Annotated in this window: 13 protein-coding genes; 3 read left to right on the top strand and 10 right to left on the bottom strand. The window is 71.6% G+C overall.

The genetic code is table 11. From position 1 onward, the window contains the following. Positions 1-64: 64 nt before the first annotated feature. From OG866_RS39995 to OG866_RS39970, 6 genes are all read right to left on the bottom strand, one after another. Positions 65-1,315, bottom strand: coding sequence for a cytochrome P450 (locus tag OG866_RS39995; RefSeq protein WP_329342438.1), 1,251 nt, complete (start codon positions 1,313-1,315; stop codon positions 65-67). Next, positions 1,312-1,914, bottom strand: coding sequence for a GTP-binding protein (locus OG866_RS39990; protein WP_329342435.1), 603 nt, complete (start codon positions 1,912-1,914; stop codon positions 1,312-1,314). Before OG866_RS39990 ends, OG866_RS39995 begins: the two co-directional genes overlap by 4 nt. Next, positions 1,895-2,266 (bottom strand): DUF742 domain-containing protein, encoded by a 372-nt coding sequence (locus OG866_RS39985; RefSeq protein WP_329342434.1) that lies wholly within the window; start codon positions 2,264-2,266, stop codon positions 1,895-1,897. The genes OG866_RS39990 and OG866_RS39985 overlap by 20 nt, the downstream gene beginning before the upstream one ends. Continuing rightward, positions 2,263-2,682, bottom strand: a complete 420-nt coding sequence (locus tag OG866_RS39980) for a roadblock/LC7 domain-containing protein (RefSeq protein WP_329342433.1) — start codon at positions 2,680-2,682, stop codon at positions 2,263-2,265. The genes OG866_RS39985 and OG866_RS39980 overlap by 4 nt, the downstream gene beginning before the upstream one ends. A 6-nt stretch (positions 2,683-2,688) precedes the next feature. Further along, positions 2,689-4,422 carry an ATP-binding protein gene (locus OG866_RS39975; protein ID WP_329342431.1) on the bottom strand — a complete coding sequence of 578 codons (1,734 nt, stop codon included), beginning with the start codon at positions 4,420-4,422 and terminating at the stop codon, positions 2,689-2,691. A gap of 279 nt (positions 4,423-4,701) precedes the next feature. Beyond that, complete coding sequence (locus OG866_RS39970) at positions 4,702-5,178, bottom strand: GNAT family N-acetyltransferase (RefSeq protein WP_329342429.1); 477 nt, start codon at positions 5,176-5,178, stop codon at positions 4,702-4,704. 96 nt (positions 5,179-5,274) lie between these two features. Here OG866_RS39970 and OG866_RS39965 point away from each other — a divergent pair, with 96 nt between their 5' ends. Further along, positions 5,275-5,637, top strand: a complete 363-nt coding sequence (locus OG866_RS39965) for a DUF1304 domain-containing protein (protein WP_329342427.1) — start codon at positions 5,275-5,277, stop codon at positions 5,635-5,637. Continuing rightward, positions 5,634-6,191, top strand: a complete 558-nt coding sequence (locus tag OG866_RS39960) for a TetR/AcrR family transcriptional regulator (protein WP_329342425.1) — start codon at positions 5,634-5,636, stop codon at positions 6,189-6,191. The genes OG866_RS39965 and OG866_RS39960 overlap by 4 nt, the downstream gene beginning before the upstream one ends. 4 nt (positions 6,192-6,195) lie before the next feature. Here the strand turns inward: OG866_RS39960 and OG866_RS39955 are convergent, their stop codons facing one another. Continuing rightward, positions 6,196-7,050, bottom strand: coding sequence for a hypothetical protein (locus OG866_RS39955; RefSeq protein ID WP_329342424.1), 855 nt, complete (start codon positions 7,048-7,050; stop codon positions 6,196-6,198). A 60-nt stretch (positions 7,051-7,110) separates the two neighbouring features. Beyond that, positions 7,111-8,067 (bottom strand): GlxA family transcriptional regulator, encoded by a 957-nt coding sequence (locus OG866_RS39950; RefSeq protein ID WP_329342422.1) that lies wholly within the window; start codon positions 8,065-8,067, stop codon positions 7,111-7,113. Positions 8,068-8,138: 71 nt separating this feature from the next. Here OG866_RS39950 and OG866_RS39945 point away from each other — a divergent pair, with 71 nt between their 5' ends. Further along, on the top strand, positions 8,139-9,089 hold the full coding sequence (locus tag OG866_RS39945; protein ID WP_329342421.1) for an NADP-dependent oxidoreductase: 951 nt from the start codon (positions 8,139-8,141) through the stop codon (positions 9,087-9,089). 12 nt (positions 9,090-9,101) lie between these two features. Here the strand turns inward: OG866_RS39945 and OG866_RS39940 are convergent, their stop codons facing one another. Next, a complete protein-coding gene (locus OG866_RS39940; RefSeq protein WP_329342419.1) occupies positions 9,102-10,208 on the bottom strand; it encodes an NAD(P)-dependent alcohol dehydrogenase in 1,107 nt (368 codons plus the stop codon). A 40-nt stretch (positions 10,209-10,248) separates the two neighbouring features. Next, positions 10,249-11,703 carry an aldehyde dehydrogenase family protein gene (locus OG866_RS39935; RefSeq protein ID WP_329342417.1) on the bottom strand — a complete coding sequence of 485 codons (1,455 nt, stop codon included), beginning with the start codon at positions 11,701-11,703 and terminating at the stop codon, positions 10,249-10,251. Positions 11,704-11,761: the final 58 nt, after the last annotated feature.

Here is an 11,761-nt window from a genome sequence, read left to right as displayed (position 1 = left end):
TCGAACACACCGCTGCCCGGCCGGGGTTCCGGCCGGGCAGCGCTGGTGTCGTTCGGGGAGACCGTCAGACGGAGAACTCGACGGGCAGGCTGTCGAGTCGGAACTCCCAGGTGGAGGCGGTCGAGGAGAGTTCCTCCGACGGCACGGCCAGCCGCAGGCCCGGCAGCCGGTGCAGCAGCACGTCCACGCCGATCTCGATGATGGACTGACCGATGCTCTGCCCCGGGCACTCGTGCGGTCCGGCGCTGAACGCCAGGTGCGACTGGTTGCCCTGCACGGCCACGTCCGCGTCGGGCCGTACCTCCGGGTCGACGTTGCCCGCGGCCAGCCCGAGTACGAGGAGCTCGCCCTCCTGGATGTGATGGCCGCCGAGTTCCAGGTCGGCGGCGGCGAAGCGGCCCGGCAGCACGGCCAGCGGCGGGGTGTCCCACATGACCTCCTCCACCACCGAGGAGATGTTCAGCTGCCCGCTGACCAGACCGGACAGCCGGGCGGAGTCGGTGAGGACCAGTTGCAGGACCCGGGCCAGCAGGTTGCTGGTGGTGGTGTGCGCGGCGATCAGCACCAGGCGCAGATGGCTGACGACCTCGTCGTGGTCGAGTCCGGCGGGGTGTTCCAGCAGGGCCGTGGCGAAGTCGGAGCCGGGCTCGGCCCGTTTGCGGTCGGTGAGGTCCGAGAGGATCTGCATGATCCGGCCGTTGTGTTCGAGAGCGCCCTCGCCGCCCTTGAAGACCTGGGCACACGACTCGACCAGGCGGAGCCCGTCCTCCGTGCGCAGGCCCAGGATCCGGGTGAGCACGAGCATCGGCAGGAGCTCGGCGTAGTCGGCGACCAGGTCGGCGTGCCCCGTGTCGGCGAACGCGTCGATCTGCTTGTTCGCGAAGTACGTGGCATGCCGGCGCACACCACGGCTGGACGCCGCGAGCAGCCCGTCGGTGACCGCGCCGCGCAGCCGACGGTGCGGTTCGCCGTCCTGGGAGACGCAGTCGGGCCGCCAGCCGACCATCGGGATCAGCGGGTGTGTCTCCGGGATGTGCCCCTCCCGCCAGTCCCGCCAGATCCGTGCGTCCCTGCTGAACTGGCGGGGGTTGTCGAGCACCCGCCGGTTGTCCCGGTAGCCGAGGACCAGCCAGGCCGGCACATCGCCCTCCAGCAGCACCGGCGCGACCGAACCGTGCTCCTTGCGCAGCCGCTCGTAGATCGCCTGCGGGTCGGTCGCCGCCTCCGGCCCGTAGAGCCGGGCGAGATCGACTCCGCCGTGGGCGACGGGGCAGCCGCGCGGGGCGTCGGTGCCGTTTAAGGGCTGATCGGTCATCGGGACTCCAGAGCGACGGCGGAGCGGTCCTTCAAGTGACGTATGAGGGCGACCAGTACGTCACGGCTGGAAGCCCGGTCACGGGCGTCGCAGGCCACGACCGGGATGTGCTCGGGGATGTCCAGGGCGTCCCGGATCTCCTCGACCGGGTAGTCCTTGGAGTCCGGGAAGACGTTCAGGGCGACGACGAAGGGGACGTTCTGCCGCTCCATCTCCTCGATCGCCCGGAAGCTGGAGGCGAGCCGGCGGGTGTCCACCAGCACGACCGCGCCGAGGGCGCCCTTGAACAGCCCGTTCCACAGGAACCAGAACCGCTCCTGGCCGGGGGTGCCGAACAGGTACAGCATCAGGCTGTCGTTGAGGCTGATCTTGCCGAAGTCCAGGCTGACGGTGGTCTCCGTCTTGTCGGCGACGCCGATCAGGTGGTCGACGTCGGCGCTGGCCTGGGTGAGGGTCTCCTCGGTGGTCAGCGGCTTGATGTCGCTGACCGAGCGGACCATCGTGGTCTTCCCGGTGCCGAAGCCGCCGGCGATCATCACCTTCACCGAGCGGGTCCCGCCGGCGTCCGGCCCGGGATGGTCAAAGCCTTTGAAGTCCACTGAGTACCTCCTCAAGGAGCGCGAGGTCGGGCCCGCGGCCGGCGCCGTGCGCCGGGATCGGGTCACGGGCTTCGACGCGGTCTGCCTCCAGCAGGTCCGCCAGCAGCACCGCGAGAATGTTGAAGGGCAATCCGAGGTGGGCGCAGAGTTCGGCCACCGACAGCGGATCGCGGCAGCGCCGGACGATCTCCTCGTGCTCGTGCTGCATCCCCGTGCCCGGGGTGGATCGGGAGACGATGAGGGTCGCCACGTCGAGACTCGATGCCGAACCGCCCGGTCCGCTACGTCCTCCGGTGAGGACGTAGTAGCGCTCGAGACCGGACGGATCCGTGGGCCGGCGGGGAGCACTCATCCAGAGTGCTCCTCCAGGCGCGGAGTGGTGCCGAGGAGCTCACCCATCCGGCGGGCAAGGTCCCTCATCTGGTGCCCGAGCAGCCCCTGGTCGAGGCCCTCACGGGCGAGCACACCGAGATACGTCTCCACACCCGCGCGTACGACGAAGAGGTGCCCGCCGTCGACCTCGATCATCGCCAGCCGCAACTGGCCCAGCTGTCCGCCGGGCCGGGCGAACTGCTCCGCGACCGGCTGGGCCAGCGCCTGGAGGCCGGCCACCACCGCCGCGAAGCGGTCCACGTCGTCGGGGTCCTCGGCGCCGAAGGAGGTGATGGCCTTGCCGTCGCTGGAGGCCACGAGGGCGAAACGGATCTCCGGGATGGACTCCACGAGATCGCGGAGCGCCCAGCTCACGTCGGTTCCCTGTTGCGTCATGTCGACTCAGTCGCTCTCTTCAGTGCTGTGCTCGGTGGACTCGCGGCCGTCGGCCGTGCCGTCGCCGCCCTGGACCGGTCCGGACTCGCGTCCGGCGGTGGCGAAGGCGGCCAGGCCGGCGAAGGACGCGTCCGGCGGGACGGCGGAGACGGCTGACGTCGCCTCCTCGCCCCGCTCCTGGCGCGCGGCCGGGGTGTACCGGACCTCCTCGCTCCGCCTGCTCCGGCGCCGGGGCAGTCCGCCGGGCGTGGTGTCCGTGGCCCCCGTCGTGTCGGTCACCTCGGTCGTCTCGGTCGTCGCGGCAGCGGGCGCCGGGGTCTCCTCCCTGACGGGAGTCGGGGCGGAGGCCTGCACCACGGGTGCGGCCGCGGGCAGCGGGCTGAAGTACTTGTGCGGGACCACCACGACCACCGAGGTGCCGAGCCAGGGCGAGTCCGCGTAGGTGACGCGGATGCCGTAGCGACGGGCGAGGATGCCGACGACCCTGAGACCGATCGTCGCGTCCTCCGAGACACCGCCGAGTCCGGGACCGGATCCGGTACCGGCCAGGGCCTGTTCGGCCTCGCGCTTCTTCTCCTCGCTCAGACCCTTGCCGGAGTCCTGGATCTCGATGCCGACACCGTTCGGCACCTCCTTGCCGGAGACGAGCACCGGCTCGGTGGGCGGCGAGTAGCGGGCCGCGTTGTCCAGGAGGTGGGCGAAGATCAGCGTGAGGTGGTCCACCAGGCCGCCGTCGACGCCGAGTTCGGGCAGCTGGCGTACGTCGACCCGGTGGAAGTCCTTGATCCGGCCGATGCCGCCGCGGACCACGCTGAGCAGCCGCTGCGGTTCCTGCCACTGCCGGCCGGGACGGTCCGAGCCGCCCAGCACGCCGATGCTGGCGGCGAGACAGTCGGCGGGGCCGATCTCCTGGTCGAGCTCCATGAGGCCGCGCGCCACGGCGGGCAGCCGGCCGTGCTCACCCTGCATCTCGTGCAGCCGGCCGCGGAGCTTGCTGGTCAGCACGTGGATGCGGTTGCCGATGCCGATGACGGCCTGCTCGGCGGCGGTGGACCGGTCGAACTCGCGCTCGACGCCGATCAGCGAGGTGCGCAGCACCTTGCGCAGCTCGGCCTGGAGCTCCGAACTCACCTTGGCGCACTGGTTGGAGGCCGGCAGCAGGTCGTCGACGGCGTCACCGGCGCGCAACTGCTCCAGTGCCTCGGGCAGCTGCTCGTCGGCGAGCCGGGCCACGGCGGACAGCTGGTGGGCCAGCTGCTCCTGCCAGACCTCGGCCTGGTCGGCGAGCTGCGCCTCGTACGACGAGGCCTGCTCGGTCAGCCGTTCCTCGTAGGCGCGGGCCTGCTCGGCGAGCCGCTCCTCGTAGCCGGCGACCTGCTCGGCGATCCGTTCCTCATAGCCTGCGGCCTGGTCGACGAGGCGGGCGTCCTGGGCCGCGTGCTCGGCGGAGAACTTCCGTTCCAGGCCCGCGACATGCTGCTGCCACTGCTGGGAGTGCTCGGCCTGCGCGGTACGGAAGCCGGCCTCGGCGCGGTGCAGCTGCTTGCGTGTGCGGACCAGGAGCCGGACGCACACCGCGCTGGCCGCCGTGGCGGCGGCACCGGCGACGGCCGCGGTTATTCGCTCCGAGCTCATGAACGTGGCGGCAACTGTCCCGCCTCCTAAGGCCAGGGGCATCAGCCACCAGCTGTACCAGGCGACAGGGGCCCGCGCCGCCGGCGGCGGAGTGGCGAGTTCCATCTGCATCCTTCGAAGCAACACGATCGAACAGGGGGGTGTGCAAGGGGGGAAGCGCACTGACCAATGCGCACGGCAAGACGACCGATCGCGACCGAGTCAACTCGCAGCGCCGCAGGGGAGCTTATCGGGTTTGAACCTGAAAGGATCAACCTCACGGCCCGCCGGAGGTGAGGGTTCCGTCACGCTCAGCCAGGATCGAACAGTCGACAAATTCCCATACTGACCAGCCCTGTTGCCCAAGCGGACGTTGTCATCGGCGGACACATCACGAACCTACGCCTAGAGAATTCGGCGCAGAGTGAGCAACTGTGGTCCGAAACCGCTGCGTTCGTAGAAGCGGATCGCGTCCGCGTTGGCCGCGTACGCGGTCACCTCCGCCTGTTCGGCGCCCGAGCCCTTGGCCCAGGCGAGGAACTCCGCCACCAGCCGGGCTCCCGCGCGGGCCCGCCGGTGGGCCGGACGGACGTACATGCTGATCAGCGTGGCCGATGTGACCAGGCGCTTGTCCGTGGGTCCGGCGACCGAACCCATCAGATGGCCGACGACCTGCCCGCCGTGGTCGACCACGAGCACGAGCCGGGCCGGGTCCGCCAGAGCCGCCGCGAACGACTCCGCGCCGTGCTCGCGCGGCCAGTCGACGTTGATGGTCGCGTCCCGGGTACCGCCGTCCTCCGCGAAAAGGCCCGCACTGGAGGCGACGAGCCCCGGCATGTCCTCGGCGCGAGCCCGTCGCACGATCACGTCCTCATCAGTCATGCCCCGCAGGCTAGCGGGCACCGGTGACATCCTGGACAGGTGTCCAGCTATAGTGGACATCTGTCCAGGAAATGGGCCCGTACATTGAGGGAGATCATGGAAGCCGTCGCGAACGTTCTGGTGGGCCTGGTGGCCGCGCTGCACGCGTACATCCTGGTGATGGAGATGTTCCTGTGGCAGAAGAAGCCCGGGATGCGCTTCCACGGCTTCGACCGTGACATGGCGAAGGCGACCGCCGCGATGGCCGCCAACCAGGGCCTCTACAACGGCTTCCTCGCGGCCGGCCTGGTCTGGGGCCTGATCGCCGCCGACCCGACGGGGTTCCGCGCCCAGGTCTTCTTCCTGTCCTGCGTGATCGTCGCGGGCGTGTACGGCGCGATCACCGCCAACGTCCGCATCCTCGTCGCGCAGGCCCTGCCCGGAGCGCTCGCGCTGGGCGCGGTCCTGCTGGCGCGGTGACGGCCGCCGAGGACCCGCGCGCGGCCCGCACCCGCGAGAAGCTGCGCGCCGCACTCCTGGCCGAGTGCGCCGAGCGCCCGCTGGCGGAGGTCGGGGTGGCGGCGCTGACGCGCCGGGCGGGGGTCGGCCGGGCCACGTTCTACGTCCACTACGCCGACCTGGAGGCACTGGCGGTCGACGCCTGCGCCGATGTCGTACGCGAGGCCGTCGAGGCGCTGCACGCCTGGCGCGGACGGCCCGACCCGGTGCACGCGCCGCCCGCGCTCCCGGCGTTCTTCGCCTCGCTCGCCCCGCACGCCGGCCTGTACCGGGCCCTGCTGAGCCCGGGCGGGGGCGGTCCGCTGGGCCGGGTCCTGCACCGGGATCTGCGGGCCTACAGCCTGCGCGAGCGGGAACTGGCGGGCGCGGCGGACGCCCCGCTGGTGGCCTCGGCGGTCGCCGCCACCTTCGCCGGGGTGCTGGCCGACTGGCTGCACGGACTGCTGGCCGGCGACGCCGGTGACATCGCCGACCAGGTCTGGCAGTTGCTGGTCGCGCTGCACGCCAGCCGGTGACGGTTCACTTGCAGCCCATGCCGTCCTTCACCCGGGGCCATGCCTCCACGCCGTCGGACGTGCGCACGTACGCCGTCCTCTCGTCGTCGGTGAGCCACAACTGCCAGTCGCGCAGCCGGTATCCGGTGTCGTGTGCGTCGGCGGGCATCCGGACGTCCCCGTCGTACTCGCCCAGGAGCATCTCACCGCCGAGCACCCCGTGCGGATCGCGGGCGTACAGCTTGCCGTCCCTGCCTTCGCCGGTGCCCAGGAAGTGCGCGTCCTGCCAGTCGCAGTGGGCGGAGCCGGCCGAGCTGCTGATGACGGTCAGGGGCACCCGCTTGCCTTGCCGGTCGGTCCAGACCTCGTACTCCTGCGAGTCGGTGAAGTCCGCCTCGAACTCGGCCGGATCGCAGGAGGCGCTGGTCTCGGGCCCCCAACCGGGCCTGTTCTTCTGGTCCTTGGCGACGATCACCGCCACCTTGGTGCGGCCCCCGACGTCGTAGGAGAACAGAACGCGTCCGCCCTCCTTGCGCTCCACCCGGTAGCCCTCCTGCGGCACGCCGGGCTGCTCGATGTCGAAGTACGCCTTGAGCCCCTCCTCCGGAGTCTCTCCCCCGTCGCCCTCGCTCCACGGCTCGCTGGCGCCCGCGGTGTCGATCGGCCAGTCGCACTCCAGGGCGCGGGCCGCGGCGCCGGTGTTCACGAGAGCGGACCGGTCGTCCTTCTCCTCGTCCCAGTCCTTGGCGGGGATGTGAAGCGGGCCGCTGTAGGGCGTGGCCGGAGCCGTTCCGGCGACGACCAGGTCCCCTTTCTCGGTCCCGCACCCCACGGCCGCCACCCCCAGCAGTGCCGCCAGTGCCACGAGTCCTCTACGCATCCCCACCCCTGTTCCCCGCCTGACGTTGCGATCCTCCGACGCGGGAGTCGGGCGAAACGTTCAGCGGGCCGCCTGGAACGTACGCCGGTACGTCTGCGGTGACACCCCGATGGCCGCGTGCAGATGCTGGCGCAGTGAGGCGCTGGTGGCGAAGCCGACCTCGCCGGCGATCTGGTCCACCGACAGGTCGCTGGATTCCAGCAGGTGGCGGGCGCGGGCCACCCGCTGCTGGATCAGCCAGCGGCCGGGGCTGAGGCCCACCTCGTCATGGAAGCGGCGGGCGAAGGTGCGCAGACTCATCCGGGCGTGGGCGGCCAGGTCGGTCAGGGCGAGGGGCTCGTCGATGCGCTCCAGCGCCCAGGCGCGGGTGGCGGCGGTGCTCGCGGCGCCGCTCTGCGGGACCGGCTGCTCGATGTACTGGGCCTGACCGCCGTCCCGGAAGGGCGGCACGACGCAGCGCCGGGCCACCGCGTTGGCCAACTCGGCTCCGTGGTCGGTGCGGACGATGTGCAGGCAGACGTCCACGCCGGAGGCCGCGCCGGCCGAGGTGAGGATGCGGCCGTCGTGGACGAAGAGGACGTCAGGGTCCAGGTCGACGTCCGGGTGGAGGCGCCGGAAGGCCTCGGTCACCTGCCAGTGCGTGGTGGCCCTGCGGCCCTTGAGGAGGCCCGCCGCGGCGAGGACGAAGGCGGCGGTGCAGATCGACACGATGCGGGCGTCCGGGCGGATCAGCGTGAGCGCGGCGGCGACCTCGGCGGGCAGTTCGGTGGGGATGTGGGGCTGCGCCATGGAAGCGACCACGACGGTGTCGGCCGTGGCCAGGATCTCCGGGCCGTGCTCGACCCCGATGGTGAAGTCCGCGTTGCTGCGCACCGGCCGGCCGTCGACGCTGCACGTCAGCACCTCGTAGTGCCCGTCGGCGGCGCCGAAGATCCGGCTGGGGATGCCCAGCTCGAAGGGGTAGACGCCCTCCAGGGCCAGGACCACGACTCGTTCGACCCGTTGTTTCGCTCGCATGGCACGATTCTATCGAAGGTTGGCAATCATGCCATTTTCCGCGGCGGCGGCCCCGGGCAGGCTTGATCCCCATGAGCACTGTGAACACGATGCGAGCCATCAGCCAGGACGTCCTCGGCGGTCCCGAGGTTCTGAAGGAAGTGGAGCTGGAGCGGCCCGTGCCGCGCACGAACGAGGTACTGGTCCGGGTGCGGGCGGCCGGTCTGAACCCCACGGACTGGAAGCATCGCGCGGCCGGCCTCTTCCTGGGTGAGCCGCCGTTCGTCCTCGGCTGGGACCTCTCGGGCGTGGTCGAGGCGGTCGGCCTCGGCGCCTCGGGCTTCACCCCGGGCGACGAGGTCTTCGGGATGCTCCCCTACCCCTACGGAGCCGGCGCGCACGCCGAGTACGTCGTCGCCCCGGCCCGCGCCCTGGTGCCCAAGCCCGCGGTGATCGACCACGTCCAGGCCGGGGCGCTGCCGCTGGTGGCGCTGACCGCCTGGCAGGCGCTCGTGGAGCGTGCCGACCTCCAGCCCGGTCAGCGGATTCTGATCCATGCGGCAGCCGGTGGCGTCGGGCATGTGGCCGTCCAGATCGCCAAGGCGCGCGGGGCGTATGTGATCGGCACCGCCAGCTCGGGCAAGCACGACTTCCTGCGCAAGCTGGGCGTGGACGAGGTGATCGACTACCGGGAGACCGACTTCGCCGAGGCCGTGAAGGACGTCGACGTGGTCCTGGACACCGTGGGCGGCGACCACTCCCTGCGTTCGCTGCCGGTGCTGCGGCCGGGCGGAGTGGTGGTGTCGATCCTGCCGGGCGCGGGCGAGGAGCTGTACACGGAGGCCGAACGCCTCGGCGTACGGGCCGAGTTCGTTCTGGTGGACGCCGACCGGGCGGGAATGCGGGCGATCGCCGAACTGGTCGAGGCGGGGAAGCTGCGCCCGACGATCGCCGGCACCTTCCCGCTGGCCGACGCCGCCGGGGCACACGCCCTCGGCGACACCGGCCGCACCACGGGGAAGCTGGTCCTCACGGTCGACTGACCCCAAGGGACCTCAGAAGGTCAGTACGGGCTTGATCGCCTTGCCGGCCCCCATGTCCCGCACCGCCTGGTCGATGTCCGCGAACGCGTACGTGCTGACCAGGCGGTGCAGCGGGAGCCGTCCTTCTTTCACCAGCCGGACCAGGGCCGGGATGAAGGACTGCGTCTCGGCGTCTCCGAGGGTGAGGCCGACGATGCGCTTGCCGCCGAGCAACCCGTTGACGTCCAGGGCGACTTCGCTGCCGAACGGCGGGGCGCCGACGACGACCAGGGTGCCGCGGGCGCCGAGCGCGTCCACGCCCTGGCGGAGCACGCCGACGTTGCCGGTGGTCTCGACGACGCCGTCCGCGCCCTGGCCGCCGGTGATCGCCGCGAGGGCCTCGCCGAGGTCCTCGTCACCGGCGTGCACCACCTGCGTCGCGCCCAACTCCCTCGCCAGGGCGAGGCGTTCGGCGACCCGGTCGACGGCGACGATCGTCGTGGCGGGAGTGAGGGCGGCGGCCATGACCGCGGACAGGCCGACGGCTCCGGCGCCGAGGACGACGATCGTGCTGCCGGTCTCCGGCTTCAGCACGTTCCACACCGCGCCGACGCCGGTCTGCACCCCGCAGCCCAGCGGGGCGATCGACGTCAACGGCACCTCGGGGTCGACCTTGACCAGGCTGCGCTCGTCCACCAACGCCCGTTCGGCGAAGGAGGACTGGCCGAAGAAGTGGCCGCCCAGCGTCTCGCCGTCCCGGCTGATGGTGGCGCTGCCGTCGGCCCGCCGGCCGCCGATGAGGTTGAGCGGCAGCCAGGTCGCGCAGTAGGCCGGGTGGCCGCCGTCGCAGTTGCGGCACGCGCCGCAGGACGTGAACGACAGCACCACGTGGTCGCCCGGCGCGACACCGGTGACCGCCGGGCCGACGGACTCCACGACCCCGGCGCCCTCGTGACCGAGCACGCCGGGCAGTGGGAAGGGCAGACCGCCGCTCGCGACCCCGAGGTCGGTGTGGCACAGCCCGGTGGCCACCATGCGGACGATCGCCTCGCGGGGTCCCGGCTCGTCGAGTTCGACGTCGGCGAGGGTGAAGGGCGCTCCGCCGGACTCGACGACCGCGGCGCGGGTGGGGATGGACATCGTACGAACTCCCTTGTTCTTCCTGCCCGTTCGGGACGGTTCAGCCGAGCGAGACGACGACGGACTTGACCTTGGTGTAGGAGGCGAGCGCCTCCGGGCCGTACTCGCGGCCGAAGCCGGAGTCCTTGACGCCGCCGAAGGGGACGGCGGGGTCGAGCATCGCCCAGTCGTTGACCCAGACGATGCCCGCCTGGAGCCGGTCGGCGACGCGGTGGGCGCGGGCGAGGTTGGTGGTCTGGACGCCCGAGGCCAGGCCGTACGGCGTGGAGTTGGCGAGGGCGACGGCCTCGTCCTCGGAGTCGAAGGGCTGCACGGTCAGGACCGGGCCGAAGATCTCCTCCTGGACCACCCGGGAGTCGTTCGGGAGGTCGGCGATGACCGTGGGCTTGTAGTAGTAGCCGCCGTCCAGGTCGAGGCGTTCGCCGCCGCAGACGATGCGGCCGCCTTCCTTGCGGGCGAGTTCGACGTATTCCTCGACCTTCTTGAGGTGCTTCTCCCCCGCCATCGGGCCGACGACGGTCTCCGGTTGCCGGGGGTCGCCCAACGGCACGCCGGGAACGGCCTGTTGGAGGATGCCGAGCAGGGTGCTGTACACCGAGCGGGCCACCAGAAGGCGCGGGCCGCCCATGCAGAACTGCCCGGAGTTGAAGACGAAGGCCTTGATGACCGCGCCGACGGCCTGCTCCAGGTCGGCGTCCTCGAAGACGAGGTGGGCCGCGTTGCCGCCCAGCTCCATGGTGACGGGCTTGAGGTTCTCCCCGGCGACGCTCGCGGCGTGCCGACCCACCGCGGTGGAGCCGGTGAAGGCGATCTTGTCGACGCCACTGTGCCGCAGCAGCGCCTCACCGGCGACCGGTCCGGCACCGGTGACGACGTTGACCACACCGTCGGGCACGCCCGCTTCCTGGAAGAGCTTGGCCATGTAGAGCGCGCTGAGCGGGGTCTCGTCGGCGGGCTTGTGCACGACCGTGTTGCCCGCCGCGAGCGCCGGGGCGATCTTCGAACCGGCGAGGATCAGCGGGAAGTTGAACGGGGTGATCGCGGCGACCACTCCGAGCGGTTCACGCCGGGTGTAGGCGAGGGCGTTCATGGGGGTGTCGCGGTGCGCGCCGTGCAGGGAGTGGGCGAGGGCGGCGTAGTGCTCGTAGTCGCCCGCCGCGTTGGTGACGTCGACGGCGTGGGCGAGCGTGATCGGCTTGCCGACGTCGAGGCTCTCCAGGCGGGCGATGTCGTCGGCGTTCTCCCGGATGAGCTCGGCTACGCGGTGCAGCACCCGGCCGCGCTCCCGGCCGCTGAGCCCGGACCAGGAGCCGTCGTCGTACGCCTGGCGCGCCGCGCGCACGGCAGCGTCCACGTCGGCCGCGCCGGCCTCCGCGACGGTGGTGACGACCGTGCCGCGGGACGGGTCGACCACCTCGGTGCGGGCTCCGTCGGCGGCCTCCCGCCACTGTCCCCCGATGAACAGCCGCCCGGGTTCGATCTCGAAGGTGGTCATCGCCACTCCTCAGCCTCATTGCCAAGTTTTCAACCAACAGGATTCCTGTTGGTCCGCG

The sequence above is a fragment of the Streptomyces sp. NBC_00663 genome (assembly GCF_036226885.1).
Classification (GTDB): Bacteria; Actinomycetota; Actinomycetes; order Streptomycetales; family Streptomycetaceae; genus Streptomyces.
This window is presented reverse-complemented; position numbering and strand designations above follow the sequence as displayed.